Source organism: Streptomyces sp. NPDC014656 (genome assembly GCF_043084305.1).
GTDB lineage: Bacteria > Actinomycetota > Actinomycetes > Streptomycetales > Streptomycetaceae > Streptomyces.
This window is the reverse complement of record NZ_JBIBZN010000003.1, coordinates 535,520-549,473: the sequence shown is the minus strand read 5'-3', so window position 1 is coordinate 549,473 and position 13,954 is coordinate 535,520. Positions and strand designations below refer to the sequence as shown.

At 74.9% G+C, this 13,954-nt stretch carries 12 protein-coding genes; 7 read left to right on the top strand and 5 right to left on the bottom strand.

Annotation, left to right across the window (positions count from 1 at the left end):
- The first annotated feature begins 50 nt into the window (after positions 1-50).
- Positions 51-887: a ketose-bisphosphate aldolase gene (locus ACF1ED_RS09745; protein ID WP_391758373.1), complete on the top strand. Its 837-nt coding sequence runs from the start codon at positions 51-53 to the stop codon at positions 885-887.
- Positions 888-1,014: 127 nt separating this feature from the next.
- Complete coding sequence (locus ACF1ED_RS09740; RefSeq protein WP_391758371.1) at positions 1,015-1,857, top strand: SDR family NAD(P)-dependent oxidoreductase; 843 nt, start codon at positions 1,015-1,017, stop codon at positions 1,855-1,857.
- A gap of 335 nt (positions 1,858-2,192) precedes the next feature.
- Here the strand turns inward: ACF1ED_RS09740 and katG are convergent, their stop codons facing one another.
- Positions 2,193-4,418 (bottom strand): catalase/peroxidase HPI, encoded by a 2,226-nt coding sequence (gene katG / locus ACF1ED_RS09735; RefSeq protein ID WP_391758369.1) that lies wholly within the window; start codon positions 4,416-4,418, stop codon positions 2,193-2,195.
- A 265-nt stretch (positions 4,419-4,683) separates the two neighbouring features.
- Here katG and ACF1ED_RS09730 point away from each other — a divergent pair, with 265 nt between their 5' ends.
- The 5 genes from ACF1ED_RS09730 to ACF1ED_RS09710 all read left to right on the top strand — a co-directional run bounded on the left by ACF1ED_RS09730 (position 4,684) and on the right by ACF1ED_RS09710 (position 9,686).
- On the top strand, positions 4,684-5,097 hold the full coding sequence (locus ACF1ED_RS09730) for a Fur family transcriptional regulator (RefSeq protein WP_391758367.1): 414 nt from the start codon (positions 4,684-4,686) through the stop codon (positions 5,095-5,097).
- Positions 5,098-5,782: 685 nt separating this feature from the next.
- Positions 5,783-6,823, top strand: coding sequence for an NAD(P)-dependent alcohol dehydrogenase (locus tag ACF1ED_RS09725; RefSeq protein WP_391758365.1), 1,041 nt, complete (start codon positions 5,783-5,785; stop codon positions 6,821-6,823).
- Between the two features lie 41 nt (positions 6,824-6,864).
- Positions 6,865-7,821 (top strand): GlxA family transcriptional regulator, encoded by a 957-nt coding sequence (locus ACF1ED_RS09720; RefSeq protein WP_391758363.1) that lies wholly within the window; start codon positions 6,865-6,867, stop codon positions 7,819-7,821.
- A 125-nt stretch (positions 7,822-7,946) separates the two neighbouring features.
- The gene (gene gap, locus ACF1ED_RS09715; RefSeq protein ID WP_030757959.1) at positions 7,947-8,945 is read left to right on the top strand and encodes a type I glyceraldehyde-3-phosphate dehydrogenase; all 999 of its coding nucleotides are present in this window, start codon (positions 7,947-7,949) and stop codon (positions 8,943-8,945) included.
- Between the two features lie 84 nt (positions 8,946-9,029).
- On the top strand, positions 9,030-9,686 hold the full coding sequence (locus ACF1ED_RS09710) for a hypothetical protein (protein WP_391758361.1): 657 nt from the start codon (positions 9,030-9,032) through the stop codon (positions 9,684-9,686).
- Here the strand turns inward: ACF1ED_RS09710 and ACF1ED_RS09705 are convergent.
- The 4 genes from ACF1ED_RS09705 to ACF1ED_RS09690 form a co-directional block, all read right to left on the bottom strand.
- Entirely contained in the window at positions 9,676-10,782 is a 1,107-nt protein-coding gene (locus tag ACF1ED_RS09705) for an acyl-CoA dehydrogenase family protein (protein WP_391758359.1), read from the bottom strand. The genes ACF1ED_RS09710 and ACF1ED_RS09705 overlap by 11 nt on opposite strands.
- Before the next feature lie 120 nt (positions 10,783-10,902).
- Positions 10,903-11,889, bottom strand: a complete 987-nt coding sequence (locus ACF1ED_RS09700; RefSeq protein ID WP_391758357.1) for an acyl-CoA dehydrogenase family protein — start codon at positions 11,887-11,889, stop codon at positions 10,903-10,905.
- Positions 11,889-13,058 carry an acyl-CoA dehydrogenase family protein gene (locus ACF1ED_RS09695; protein WP_391758355.1) on the bottom strand — a complete coding sequence of 390 codons (1,170 nt, stop codon included), beginning with the start codon at positions 13,056-13,058 and terminating at the stop codon, positions 11,889-11,891. Before ACF1ED_RS09695 ends, ACF1ED_RS09700 begins: the two co-directional genes overlap by 1 nt.
- Positions 13,058-13,915 carry an enoyl-CoA hydratase gene (locus ACF1ED_RS09690; protein ID WP_391758353.1) on the bottom strand — a complete coding sequence of 286 codons (858 nt, stop codon included), beginning with the start codon at positions 13,913-13,915 and terminating at the stop codon, positions 13,058-13,060. Before ACF1ED_RS09690 ends, ACF1ED_RS09695 begins: the two co-directional genes overlap by 1 nt.
- Between the last annotated feature and the right edge of the window lie 39 nt (positions 13,916-13,954).

Genomic DNA, 13,954 nt, shown 5'->3' with positions numbered 1-13,954 from the left:
GTCCCGGCCCTCGCAGCGACCCGCCCCCGACCCGCACCCGGAGCAGGACCATGCCACTGACCCCGACCCACGAGATCGTCCGGCGGGCCCACGCCGCCGGCGCCGGCACGGGCGCCTTCAACGTCCTCCAGCTGGAGCACGCCCAGGCCATCGTGGCCGGCGCCGAGCGGGCCGACCGGCCCGTCGTCCTCCAGATCAGCGAGAACACCGTCCGCTACCACGGCGGTCTCGAACCCGTCGCGCTTGCCTGCCTCGCGCTCGCCCGCGCCGCCAAGACCCCCGTCGCCGTCCACCTCGACCACGCGGAGAGCGCGGACCTCGTCCACGAGGCCGTCGAACTCGGCCTCGGCTCCGTCATGTTCGACGCGGCGCGGCTGCCGTACGACGAGAACGTGGCCACGACCCGCGCGGTCGTCGAGCACTGCCACCGGCAGGGCGTCTGGGTCGAGGGCGAACTCGGCGAGATCGGCGGCAAGGGCGGTGCCCACGACCCCGGCGTCCGCACCGACCCCGACGAGGCCCGCTCCTTCGTCGCCGCCACCGGCGTGGACGCCCTCGCCGTCGCCGTCGGCAGCGTCCACCAGATGGTCACCCGGGACGCCGTCCTGGACCTCGGCCTCATCGCCCGGCTCCGGGCCGCCGTCGAGGTCCCCCTCGTGCTGCACGGCTCCTCGGGCGTCCCCGACCCGCTGCTCGCGCGGGCCGTGGCCGCCGGCATGACCAAGGTGAACGTCTCCACCCACCTCAACAAGGCCTTCACCCGCGCCGTCCGCGACCACCTCGCCGCCCACCCCGCCGACGTGGACCCCCGCCGTTACCTCGCCCCGGCCCGCACCGCCGTCACGGAGGCCGTCGCCCGGCTCCTCGGCCTCCTCGACCCCCACTGACCCGGTCGTGGTGGTGGCCCCGGCCCCGATCGGGACCGGGCCCCGCCCGGCCGCCGAGCCTGGTGGTGGCGACACCAGGTGCGGCGCGCCCTCCCCACCGGACGCCCGCCCGGCCATGATCACTTCCATGAACCGGCTCCCGCACCACCACACCACCCTCGTCACCGGGGCGACCCAGGGCCTCGGCCGGGGCGTCGCCCTCGACCTCGCCGCCCGCGGCGGCACCGTCCTGCTGCACGGCCGCGACGCCGCACGCCTCGCCGCCGTGGCCGACGAGATCCGCGCCCTGGGCGCCGGCGGAGAGGTCCGCACCTACCTGGCGGACCTCTCCGACCTCGACCAGGTCGGCTTACTGGCCCGGCGGGTCCGCGACGCCGAACCCCGCCTCGACGCCCTCGTGCACAACGCCGTGGCGGGCGGCGGGTCCAGCCCCCTCGTGCGCGAGGTCTCCGCCCAGGGCCACGAGCTGCGCCTCGCCGTCAACCACCTCGCCCCGTACGCCCTCACCCGGGGCCTGCTGCCGCTGCTCACCGCCTCGGCCCCGGCCCGCGTCGTCAACGTCGCCTCCATCGGGCAGGAGGCCGTCGACTTCGACGACCCCATGTTCGAGAAGGGGTACGAGGGGCTGCGCGCCTACTGCCGCAGCAAACTCGCCCTGATCATGGCGACCTTCGCCCTCGCCGAGGAGCTCGACGGCAGCGGGGTCACCGTCAACGCCCTCCACCCGGCCCACCTCATGGACACCGCGGGCGTCCGGGATCACGGATTCACCCCGCTCGTCGGCGTCGAGGAGGGAGTCCGCCCCACCGTGGGCCTCGTCGTCGACCCGGAGCGGGCCGGGGTCACCGGGCGGTACTTCGACCGGTTCACCGACGCCCGGGCGCACGAGCAGGCGTACGACCCCGGGGCCCGCCGGCGCCTCATGGCGCTGACGGACCTCTGGGTCGGGGCGGGGACGCCGGGCGCCTGAGCCCGGACCCGGTCAGGAGCGCCGGCCCGGGCCGCCGCCGCGGACGACGGGGACGGGGCCGCGCGGCGCCGGTCCGGCGGCGGGCAGGTCGGACGCGAGCGGGCTGAGGTCCAGGGGGTGCCGCCGGCGGTCGCGGTGGGCGCGGCCCGGTCGGCCACGAGGCGCTCCGGCCCGGGGGCGGAGGGGCGGGTCCCGGGGCGCGGCGGCCGTCGGAAGCGGGCGCGGGGCGGGGCCGGACAGGGGTGCGCCCCCGGGACCGGGGGAAGGTCTCGGGGGCGCGGGGCGGCGGGGCCGGCGGGTGTTCGGGGGCCGGCCCCGGCGGGGTCCTGGTGGGCTCAGCGCAGGTCGAAGCGGTCCAGGTCCATGACCTTGGTCCAGGCCGCGACGAAGTCCGTCACGAACTTCTCCTTGGCGTCGTCGCTCGCGTAGACCTCGGCGAGGGCGCGGAGCTCCGAGTTCGAGCCGAAGACCAGGTCGGCGCGGGTGCCGGTCCACTTGACCTCGCCGGTCGCGTCGTCGCGGCCCTCGAAGGTGTTCGCGTCGCCGGAGGTCGCCGACCAGGTGGTGCCCAGGTCCAGCAGGTTGACGAAGAAGTCGTTCGTCAGCGTGCCGGGGGTCGAGGTGAGGACACCGAGGGAGGTCTGCGGCGCCGTGATGCCGAGGGCGCGCAGGCCGCCGACGAGGACCGTCAGCTCGGGGGCGCTGACCGTGAGCAGGTTGGCGCGGTCGATCAGCAGGTACTCGGCGGGGAGGCGGACGCCCTTGCCGAGGTAGTTGCGGAAGCCGTCCGCCTGCGGCTCCAGGGCGGCGAAGGACTCGATGTCCGTCTGCTCCTGGGAGGCGTCCACGCGGCCCGGGGCGAAGGGCACCTCGACGGCGTGGCCGGCGTCGGCGGCGGCCTTCTCGACGGCCGCGGAGCCCGCGAGGACCACGAGGTCGGCGAGGGAGACCTGCTTGCCGTCGGCCCGGCCGGTGTTGAAGGACTCCTGGACGCCCTCCAGGACGCGCAGCACCTGGGCGAGGTCGTCCGGGTTGTTGACCTGCCAGCCGCGCTGCGGCTCCAGGCGGATGCGGCCGCCGTTGGCGCCGCCGCGCTTGTCGCTGCCGCGGAAGGAGGAGGCGGCGGCCCAGGCGGCGCCGGCCAGCTGGGCGACCGTCAGGTCCGAGGCGAGGACCTTCTCCTTGAGGGAGGCGATGTCGGCCGCGTCGACCAGCTCGTGGGTGCGGGCCGGCAGCGGGTCCTGCCAGGCCAGCTCCTCGGAGGGCACCTCGGCGCCGAGGTAGCGCACGACCGGGCCCATGTCACGGTGGGTGAGCTTGTACCAGGCGCGGGCGAAGGCGTCGGCGAACTGCTCCGGGTGCTCGTAGAAGCGGCGGGAGATCTGCTCGTAGACCGGGTCGAAGCGGAGCGACAGGTCCGTGGTGAGCATGGTCGGGAGGTGCTTCTTCTCCGGGTCGTACGCGTCCGGGATGATCGCCTCGGCGTTCTTGGCGACCCACTGGTGGGCGCCCGCGGGGCTCTTGGACAGCTCGTAGTCGTACTCGAAGAGGTGCTTGAAGAAGTCGTGGCCCCACTGGGCGGGCGTGGTGGTCCAGGTGACCTCCAGGCCGGAGGTGATGGCGTCGGCGCCCTTGCCGGAGCGGTAGCTGCTCGCCCAGCCGAAGCCCTGCGCCTCGATCGGGGCCGCCTCCGGGTCCGCGCCGACGTTGTCGGCCGGGCCGGCGCCGTGCGCCTTGCCGAAGGTGTGGCCGCCGGCGATGAGGGCGACGGTCTCCTCGTCGTTCATCGCCATCCGGCGGAAGGTCTCGCGGATGTCGCGGGCGGCGGCGACCGGGTCCGGGTTGCCGTTGGGGCCCTCGGGGTTGACGTAGATGAGGCCCATCTGGACCGCGCCGAGGGGCTCCTCCAGCTCGCGGTCGCCGGAGTAGCGCTCGTCGCCGAGCCAGGTGGTCTCGGGGCCCCAGTAGACGTCCTCGTCCGCCTCCCACACGTCCTCGCGGCCGCCGGCGAAGCCGAAGGTCTCGAAGCCCATCGACTCCAGGGCCACGTTGCCGGTGAGGATCATGAGGTCGGCCCAGGAGAGGGACTGGCCGTACTTCTTCTTGACCGGCCACAGCAGACGGCGGGCCTTGTCCAGGTTGCCGTTGTCCGGCCAGCTGTTGAGGGGGGCGAAGCGCTGCTGGCCGGCGCCGGCGCCGCCGCGGCCGTCGCTGATGCGGTACGTGCCCGCGCTGTGCCAGGCCATGCGGATCATGAAGGGCCCGTAGTGCCCGAAGTCGGCCGGCCACCAGTCCTGCGAGGTGGTGAGGACCTCGGCGATGTCCCGCTTCACGGCGGCGAGGTCGAGCGACTTGAACGCCTCGGCGTAGTCGAAGTCCGCGCCGAGCGGGTTGGCCACGGCCGGGTTCTTGGCCAGGATCCGCAGGTTGAGCCGGTTCGGCCACCACTGGGTGTTGCCGCCGCTCTGGGTGGGGTGTGCGGCACGCCCGTGGGCGACGGGGCAGCCGCCCGCGCCCTCGGCCTTCACGTCGCCGCCGGGTGCATCGAGGTTCTCAGACATGGGTATTCCTTCCGGACACGCGCGGGAAGGTCGCGGACGCGGAGACCCGGCGAAGAGGCACCGCCGGGGGATCCCCCCGGAAGCGGTGCGCCACGCCCTCGTCTCCCGCCGTGCCGGACTCTTCCTGTCCCTTGGCCATCAACAAAACTGATCCTACAATGGACTAAGTCCAAGTCAAGAACAACGCCAAAGTGGAGACGCCGGGACCGGGGGTATGACACTCTGCGCCCCTGGTCTTCGCCGGGAAGGAAACAGGTAGGCCCCTATGAGTGACCTGCTGGAGCGACTGCGCGCCCGAGGCTGGCGGATGACGTCGCAGCGCCGCGTCGTCGCGGAGGTCCTCGACGGCGAGCACGTGCACCTCACCGCCGACGAGGTCCACGCCCGCGCCGTGGAGCGACTGCCCGAGATCGCCCGGGCGACCGTCTACAACACCCTGGGCGAACTGGTCTCCCTCGGCGAGGTGGTGGAGCTCTCCACCGACGGGCGCGCGAAGCGGTACGACCCCAACGCCCGCCACCCCCACCAGCACCTGGTCTGCACGGAGTGCGGCACCATCCGCGACGTCCGTCCCACCGGCGACCCGCTGGCCGTCCTCCCCGACTCCGAGCGCTACGGCTTCACCGTCTCCAAGGCCGACGTCACCTACCGGGGCCGCTGCCCGGCCTGCGCGGCCTGAGACCGAGCCCCTTCGCCCCGGCCGGGGCGGCCGTGCCGGGGCGGCGTCGAGTGGGTGTGTGCGGGTGTGCCGGGGTGGCGCCGAGTGGGTGTGCCGGGGTGGCGCCGGGCGTGCGTCCTGGGGGAGTGCCGTGCGGTCGCGTCCGGGCGGTGACGTGCGGGCGTGCGGGGGCGGGCGCCCGTCCGTCTCGGTCCGGTGGCGCCTCCGGTTCCGGTGGCCGGGCCCGCCTCGGTCCGGAGCTCTGTCGGGCCCGGTGGGCCCGGTGTCGCTCCCGGTCCCTGAAAGGCGCGGGCGGGGATTCCTCCGGACCCGCCCCGCCCGCCGCCCACGGTGCTTCCGTGGGCGCGGCGTCCCCGTGCTCCGCGTCGAGGCGACGCGCGTCGCGCCGCGTCGGGCGGCGCGGCCCGCGTGCGGCACTCCCGGTTCTCCCGGCGCAGAACTCGCGACCGTCCTCCTGGGCCCGGCCGCCCGCACCGCGCGGATCCTGGACGGCACCGCGGCCGAGCGCGCCGACCGACCCTGGTGCGAGCCGCGCGCCTGAGCGGACGGAGTAGGTGTAGATTGCATCTATATCCGCCGGACGGGGACCACCGCGCGCGTGCGGTGGTCCGGCCGCACCCTGGAGAAGGCGTGGCCGCCCGCCCCGCGGCCGAGGCGCCCCAGCGACGCCGGAAAGGAAAGCGCCATGAAGGCCCTGCAATACCGCACCGTGGGTGCCGCCCCCGAAGTCGTCACCGTCCCCGACCCGGAGCCCGGCCCCGGCCAGGTCCTCCTCAAGGTCACCGCCGCGGGCGTCTGCCACTCCGACATCGCCGTCATGAGCTGGCCCGCCGAACAGCTGCCCTTCCCGCTGCCCCTCACCCTCGGCCACGAGGGCGTCGGCACCGTCGCGGCCCTCGGTGACGGCGTCACCGGCCTCGCCGAGGGCGACGCCGTCGCCGTCTACGGCCCCTGGGGCTGCGGGAACTGCTTCATGTGCGCCCAGGGCAAGGAGAACTACTGCCCGCGCGCCGCCGAACTCGGCATCCGCCCGCCCGGGCTCGGCGCGCCGGGCGCCATCGCCGAGTACCTGCTCGTCGACAGCCCCCGCCACCTCGTCCCGCTGGGCGGCCTCGACCCGGTGAAGGCGGTGCCGCTGACGGACGCGGGCCTCACCCCGTACCACGCCATCAAGCGCTCGCTGCCGAAGCTCGTCCCCGGCTCCACCGCCGTCGTCATCGGCACCGGCGGCCTCGGCCACGTCGCCATCCAGCTGCTGCGCGCCATGACCGCCGCCCGGGTCGTCGCCCTCGACGTCACCGAGGAGAAGCTCGCCCTCGCCCGGACCGTCGGCGCCCACGAGACCGTCCTGTCCGACGCCTCCGCCGCCGCCACCGTCCGCGACCTCACCGGCGGGCGCGGCGCCGAGGTCGTCCTCGACTTCGTCGGAGCGCCGCCCACCACCGCCTCCGCCGGGGCCATGGCCGCCGTCGAGGGCGACGTGACCATCGTCGGCCTCGGCGGCGGCACCCTCCCCGTCGGCTTCGGCGTCCTCCCGTACGAGGTGAGCGTCGCCTCCCCCTACTGGGGCACCCGCGCCGAGCTCATCGAGGTGCTCGACCTGGCCCGCGCCGGCGCCCTCGACGTGCACGTCGAGACCTACGGCCTGGACGAGGGCCCCGAGGCGTACGAGCGGCTGCACGCGGGCCGGATCGACGGCCGCGCGGTGATCCTCCCGAACGGCTGAGCCCCGGAGGGCGGGGGAGCGGCGCCGCGTAGGCTCGTGACGTGCCACCCATCCGTCTGTACCGCGTCGCCGTCCTCGTCCTCGAAGGCGCCAAACCCCTCGACGTCGGCATCCCCGCGCAGGTCTTCACGACCCGCGCGAGCATGCCCTACGAGGTGCGCGTCTGCGGCGCCACCCCCGGCCTCGTCGCCGGGGGCGACGGACTGTCGTACAACGTGGACCACGGCCTCGACGCCCTCGCCTGGGCCGACATCGTCTTCGTCCCCGGCTACCGCTTCCCCGACCGCGAGGACCCGCCGCCGGCCGTCGTCGAGGCCCTGATCGCCGCCCACGCGCGCGGGGCGCGGCTCGCCGCCATCTCCACCGGCGCCTTCGCCCTCGCCGCCACCGGCCTCCTCGACGGCCGGCGGGCCACCACGCACTGGCACTACGCCCGCGCCCTCGCCGAGAAGCGGCCCCTGGTGCGGGTCGACGAGAACGTCCTCTTCGTCGACGAGGGCAGCGTCCTCACCTCCGCGGGCGCCGCCTCCGGCATCGACCTGTGCCTCCACATCCTCCGCGGCGACCTCGGCGTCGGTGCCGCCAACCACGCCGCCCGCCGGCTCGTCGCCGCCCCCTACCGCAGCGGCGGCCAGGCCCAGTACGTGCCCCGCAGCGTCCCCGAACCCCACGGCGAGCGCTTCGCCGCCACCCGCGAATGGGTCCTGCACCACCTCGACGAGCCCCTCACGCTCGACGTCCTCGCCCGCCACGCCGCCGTCTCGCCCCGCACCTTCTCCCGCCGCTTCGTCGAGGAGACCGGCTACACCCCCATGCAGTGGCTGCTGCGGGCCCGCGTCGACCGGGCGCGCGAGCTGCTCGAACGCTCCGAGCTCGGCGTCGAGCAGATCGCCGCGGAGACCGGCCTCGGCACCGGCGCCAACCTGAGGATGCACTTCCAGCGCATCCTCGGCACCACCCCCAGCGACTACCGGCGCACCTTCACCCGGGGCGACTGAGCGCCCCCGGCCGCCACCGGCCAGGATCTTGGCACGATCCTTGCGGACCATGGCGATCTCGCCCCTGCCGCGGGATGCGCCGACGAGCGAGGCTGGGTGACGAGAAAACGGAAGGGACACCACTCATGACTCGCATCGCCATCAACGGTTTCGGTCGCATCGGCCGCAACGTGCTCCGCGCCCTCCTGGAGCGCGACACCACGCTGGAGGTCGTCGCCGTCAACGACCTCACCGAGCCGAAGGCGCTGGCCCGTCTTCTCGCCTTCGACTCCACCTCCGGCCGCCTCGGCCGCCCGGTCTCCGTCGACGGCGACACGCTCGTCGTGGACGGCCGCCGCATCAAGGTCCTCGCCGAGCGCGAGCCGGCCAAGCTCCCCTGGGCCGAGCTGGGCGTGGACATCGTCCTGGAGGCCACCGGCCGCTTCACCAGCGCCAAGGACGCCCGCCTCCACCTCGACGCCGGTGCCAAGCGGGTCCTGGTCAGCGCCCCCTCCGACGGCGCCGACGTCACCCTCGCCTACGGCGTGAACAGCGACACGTACGACGCCGAGCTGCACACGATCGTCTCGAACGCCTCCTGCACCACCAACGCGCTCGCGCCGCTCGCCGCCGTCCTCGACGAGCTGGCCGGCATCGAGCACGGCTTCATGACGACCGTGCACGCCTACACCCAGGAGCAGAACCTCCAGGACGGCCCGCACCGCGACGCCCGCCGCGCCCGCAACGCCGCCGTCAACATCGTCCCGACCAGCACCGGCGCCGCCAAGGCCATCGGCCTGGTCCTGCCGCAGCTGGACGGCAAGCTCTCCGGCGACTCGATCCGCGTGCCCGTGCCGGTCGGCTCGATCGTCGAGCTCAACACGACCGTCTCCCGCGAGGTCACCCGCGAGCAGATCCTCGACGCCTACCGCACGGCCGCCGAGGGCAAGCTCGCCGGCGTCCTGGAGTACTCGGAGGACGAGCTGGTCTCCTCCGACATCACCGGCAACCCGCACTCCTCCATCTTCGACGCCGCCCTCACCCGCGTCGACGGCCGCCACGTCAAGGTCGTCGCCTGGTACGACAACGAGTGGGGCTTCTCCAACCGCGTCATCGACACGCTGGAGATGCTCGCCGCGAGCTGACCTACCGTCACCACCTCCCCGCGCAACGCCCCCTCGGCTCCGGCCGAGGGGGCGTTGTCAGTGCCGCGTGACAGCATGCCGATCATGAGCCGAATCATTTCGTACACCACCGGCGACCGCGCCGGGGCCGTCGCCTACCTCGGGGCGGCGGAGCGCCTCACCGACGAACAGCGGCGCGTGCTCGTCATGATGCGGGAGCGGGCCGAGGCCAGCCAGCGCGACCTGGATCACCAGGGCCTCGACTGGGGGCTGTCGATCCCCGAGGCCCTCCAGCACCTGATCGAGGGCCGCGCCGACGCGGAGGGAGCGTACGCGGGCAAGGCCTACGCCCGGGCGCTCCAGCACGTCATCGACCACTGCGGCTCCGACCCCTCCGACCTGGGCGTCTACTCCAGGCCCAGCACCTTCTTCAGCCTCCTCGACGAGCAGTTGAGGCAGCACGGCGTGCCCGCCGACCTGCTGCCGCACGGCTACCTCTTCTCCGGCCCGCCGGACGAGATCCCCTTCCCCGTCCCGTACGCCGTCGACGGCCCGGACATCGGGATGCTGCCGCTCGCCAGGGCGAAGGACGCCGTCGACGCCTACCGCGCGGTCCGCGACAGGATCGACCCCGACTTCGTGTACGACCTCGACCTCCTCACCGAGAAGCTGGAGTTCGAGCACGAGGAGTGGGAGTCGACCAAGGCGCGGGGCTACGACTGGTACCGGCACGACACGATCTTCTTCTCCATCAACGGCTGAGCCGGCGGCCGGCGGGGACCGGGTCCGGCAGGCCGAGGGCGGTGGCCAGACGGGACCGGTGCCAGTGGGGCGGACCGAAGAGCGCCGCGGAGCCGTGCGCCCGCTTGAAGTAGCGGTGGGCGTCGTGCTCCCAGGTGATGCCGATCCCGCCGTGCAGCTGGATCATCTCGCCCGCCACCTCGGAGAATGCCTCCGAGCAGACGGACTTGGCCGAGGCCGCGAGCCGGGTCAGCTCCGGCCCCTCGGCGCCGTCCGCGGCGGCGAAGGCGGCGCCCAGCGCGGCGGAGCGGGCCGACTCGACCCGCACGTAGGCGTCCGCGAGCCGGTGCTTCACCGCCTGGAAGGAGCCGATCGGGCGCCCGAACTGCACCCGCTCCCCGGCGTACGCCACCGTGAGTTCGAGGCAGCGCGCGGCGGCGCCGACCTGCTCGGCGGCCAGCGCCGTACAGGCCAGGTCGAGGACGTGCCGCAGCACCCGGCCGCCGTCGCCGTCCACCCCGACCAGGCGGCCCGGCGCCCCGGCCAGCACCACCCGCGCCTGCGCCCGGCTGGCGTCCATCGGGACCGTCTCCTCGCGACCGACCCCGGGCGCGTCGCCGGGCACCGCGAAGAGCGACACCCCGGCGCCGGTGCGCGCGGCGACCAGCAGCGTCCCGGCGCGCGTCCCGTCGAGGACGTGCTCCTTCACGCCGGTGAGCAGCCAGCCGCCGTCCGGCCCGGCGACGGCCCCGGCCCGTACCGCCTCCGGGTCCCAGGAGCCGGCCTCGGCCCAGGCGAGGGCCGTGGTCGTGCCGCCCGAGACGAGGCCGGGCAGCAGCGCGGCGCACTCCTCGGCGGCGCCGGCGGCCAGCAGCGCCTGCGCGGCCAGCACGGCGGAGCCGAGGTACGGGACGGGGCTCAGCTCGCGCCCCAGCTCCTCCATCACGATGTGCACCTCCACCGCCCCGCGGCCGGCGCCGCCGTACTCCTCGGGGACGGCGAGCCCCGCGACGCCGATCTGCCCGGCCAGCGGCCGCCAGGCCGCCTCCCCGGCGTGACGCCCGAGCGACTGCCGCACGGCGGCGCGCAGTTCCTCCTGCTCCTCGGTGAACCTCATGCCTCTGCTCCCTTCCGGGGGTCGTCGTGGTCGGTGTCGGTACCGAGCGGGCTCGGCGGCGCCTGGGGACGCGGGGGCGGTGCGGCGGACATGGTGCTCCCGGGTGCGGTGGGGAGGGGGTCAGGGGGCGAGGACGCGGGCGCGGCAGGCGGCGGGGGTGCCCCAGGCGTCCCGGAGGGGGCGGGCCTTGCGGATCCACAGGGAGAGGTCCAGCTCCTCGGTGTAGCCGACGGCGCCGTGCAGCTGGAGGGCGGTGCGGGCGGCGGCGTGGGCGGCCTCGCCCGCGGTGACCTTGGCGGCGGCGATCTCCCGCGGCGCCGTGCCGCGCTCGGCCAGGGCCAGGGCGGCGGCGTGCAGCAGGGGCCGGGCGAACTCCAGGGCGATCAGGGTGTCGGCCAGGCGGTGCTTCACGGCCTGGAAGGAACCGATGGGGACGCCGAACTGGGTGCGCTGCTTGACGTGGGCGACCGTCCGGTCGAGCAGGGCCAGGCCCAGGCCCAGGGACTGCGCGGCGGTGGCGAGGGCCGCGACCTCGGCGGCGTACGCGGTCGCGGCGGCCGCGTCGGGGCCGTGGGCCAGGACGGTGCCGTCCAGCGGGCGGGACAGCCGGCGCGCCGGGTCGGCCGAGGGCTGGACGGGGCCGACGGAGCCGGCGAGGCGCACCGCGCCGTCCTCGGCGACCAGCACGGCGTCGGCCACGTCCGCGTCCAGCGCGTAGGGGCCGGTGAGCGCGGGGACGCCCAGGGAGAGGGTCGCCTTGCCCGCGGCGACGCGCGGCAGCCAGGCGGAGGCGGCGCCGTCGTCGCCGAGCCGGTCCAGGAGGGCCGCCGCGGCGACCGTCTCGACCAGCGGGCCGGGGACGGCGTGCCGGCCCAGTTCGGTGAAGGCCACGGCCAGTTCCACCGGAAGCGGCCCCAGTCCCTCGTGCGCCTCCGGCACGGCCAGCGCGAAGACGCCGGCCTCCGCGAGCCGGGACCAGAGCGCGAGGCCGGGGGCGTGGTCGCCGGCCGCCCAGGCCCGCACGGCCCGGGGCGTGTCGGCCGCCGACAGCATCGCGTCCAGGGTGCGGGCGAACTCCCGCTGTCCGTCGTCGAGCAGGAACCGCATCACCGGCGTCCCTTCGGCAGGCCGAGCAGCCGCTCGGCGATGATGTCGCGCTGGATCTCGTTGGTCCCGGCGTAGATCGGCCCGGCCAGGGAGAAGGTGTGGCCCTCGGCCCAGCCGCCGTGCGCGGGCGCCTCGGCGGCCTCGTCGGAGAGTTCGCCGTAGGGCCCGAGGAGGTCGAGGGCGGTCTCGTGCAGGGCGATGTCCAGCTCGGACCAGAAGACCTTGTTGAGGCTGGACTCGGCGCCGATCGAGCCTCCGGCGGCGAGCCGGGAGGCGTTGGCGTAGGTGAAGAGGCGGTAGGCGCGGGCGCCGATGACGGCGTCGGCGACCCGGTCGCGCACGGCGGTGTCGGACGGGTCGGCCCGCTCCCGCCACAGCGCCGCGAGCCGGTCGGCGGCGGCCGAGAACCGGCCCGGGCTGCGCAGGGTGAGGCCGCGTTCGTTGCCCGCCGTGCTCATGGCGACCCGCCAGCCGTCGCCGGGGGCGCCGATCACGTCCTCGTCGGGGACGAAGACGTCGTCGAGGAAGAGCTCGGCGAAGGCGGGCTTGCCGTCGAGCCGTCCGACGGGCCGCACGGTCACCCCCTCCGCGTCGAGCGGGAACATGAGGTACGTCAGGCCCCGGTGCGGCCGGTCCGCGCCCGGGTCGCTGCGGAAGAGGCCGAAGGCGCGGTCGGCGAAGGCGGCCCGGGAGGACCAGGTCTTCTGGCCGCGGATCAGCCAGCCGCCGTCGGTGCGCACGGCGGTGGAGCGCAGGCTCGCGAGGTCGGAGCCGGACTCGGGCTCGGACCACGCCTGGGCCCAGATGACCTCGCCGGAGGCCATCGGGGGCAGGACCCGGGCGCGCTGCTCGTCGGTGCCGTGCTCGAAGAGGGTGGGGGCGAGGAGGTTGATGCCGTTCTGGCTGACCCGGCCGGGCGCGCCGGCGGCGTAGTACTCCTCCTCGAAGACCAGCCAGCGCAGCACGGAGGAGCCCCGGCCGCCGTACTCCTCGGGCCAGGAGACCACCGACCAGCGGTCGGCGGAGAGTTCGCGCTCCCAGGCGCGGTGGGCGGCGAAGCCCTCGGCGGTCTCCAGGGAGGGCAGGGGGGCGGGGGGCACCCGTTCGGCGAGCCAGGCGCGGGCCTCGGCGCGGAAGGCGTCGTCCGCCGGTGAGAAGTCGAGGTCCATCAGGCTCCCGCCGCCTTCATGGTGTGGACGTCCATGCCGCCGAGCGAATCCCGGGCGGTCTCGGCGTTGTGCGCGTGCGCGAGGTGGTGCAGTCCGAAGACCGCGTCCATGCCGGTGTGCAGGCCCTGGAGGTCCTCGGCCTGGTTGACGGCGCGCTTGGTGAGGGCGAGGCCCATCCGGGGCATCTCGGCGATCCGGTGGGCCAGTTCCATCGTCCGGGCGTCGAGTTCGGCGCGGGGGACGACGCGGTTGACCATGCCGACCTCGTGGGCGCGGCGGGCGCTCATCCGGTCGCCGGTGTAGAGGAACTCCTTGGCGATCCGGGGCGGCATCACCCAGGGGTGGGCGAAGTACTCGACGCCGGGGATGCCCATGCGGACCACCGGGTCGGCGAAGAAGGCGTCCTCGGAGGCGACGACGAGGTCGCAGATCCAGGCGAGCATCAGGCCGCCGGCGACGCAGGCGCCCTGCACGGAGGCGACGACCGGCTTGGGCAGTTCGCGCCAGCGGCGGCACATGCCGAGGTAGACCTCGGACTCGCGGGCGAAGCGGCTCTCGGCGCCCTCCTTGTCCGAGTGGTCCCACCAGAGGCCTGCCCTGCGCTCGAACGGCAGGTGGGCGTCGCGCTCGGGGGTGCCGATGTCGTGGCCGGCGGAGAAGTGCTCGCCGGCCCCGGCGAGGACGACGACCTTGACCTCGCCGTCGTCGGCCGCGCGGTAGAAGGCGCGGTCCAGGGCGTAGGTCATCGCGGAGTTCTGGGCGTTGCGGTACTCGGGCCGGTCCATGGTGACGACGGCGACGGGGCCCCGCCGTTCGTAGCGGACGGGCTCGGTGGACGTGGTGCGGGCAGCGGACATCCGCCCTCCTTCCCTAACAAGTGTTTGGTAGGTTAACGT

Excerpts from the sequence above, each read along its gene's own strand:
- ACF1ED_RS09740 (WP_391758371.1), top strand. The coding sequence starts at position 1,015 with ATGAACCGGCTCCCGCACCACCACACCACCCTCGTCACCGGGGCGACC.
- ACF1ED_RS09695 (WP_391758355.1), bottom strand. The coding sequence starts at position 13,058 with ATGGACCTCGACTTCTCACCGGCGGACGACGCCTTCCGCGCCGAGGCC.
- ACF1ED_RS09725 (WP_391758365.1), top strand. The coding sequence starts at position 5,783 with ATGAAGGCCCTGCAATACCGCACCGTGGGTGCCGCCCCCGAAGTCGTC.
- ACF1ED_RS09700 (WP_391758357.1), bottom strand. The coding sequence starts at position 11,889 with ATGCGGTTCCTGCTCGACGACGGACAGCGGGAGTTCGCCCGCACCCTG.
- katG (WP_391758369.1), bottom strand. The coding sequence starts at position 4,418 with ATGTCTGAGAACCTCGATGCACCCGGCGGCGACGTGAAGGCCGAGGGC.
- ACF1ED_RS09730 (WP_391758367.1), top strand. The coding sequence starts at position 4,684 with ATGAGTGACCTGCTGGAGCGACTGCGCGCCCGAGGCTGGCGGATGACG.
- ACF1ED_RS09710 (WP_391758361.1), top strand. The coding sequence starts at position 9,030 with ATGAGCCGAATCATTTCGTACACCACCGGCGACCGCGCCGGGGCCGTC.
- gap (WP_030757959.1), top strand. The coding sequence starts at position 7,947 with ATGACTCGCATCGCCATCAACGGTTTCGGTCGCATCGGCCGCAACGTG.
- ACF1ED_RS09690 (WP_391758353.1), bottom strand. The coding sequence starts at position 13,915 with ATGTCCGCTGCCCGCACCACGTCCACCGAGCCCGTCCGCTACGAACGG.
- ACF1ED_RS09745 (WP_391758373.1), top strand. The coding sequence starts at position 51 with ATGCCACTGACCCCGACCCACGAGATCGTCCGGCGGGCCCACGCCGCC.
- ACF1ED_RS09705 (WP_391758359.1), bottom strand. The coding sequence starts at position 10,782 with ATGAGGTTCACCGAGGAGCAGGAGGAACTGCGCGCCGCCGTGCGGCAG.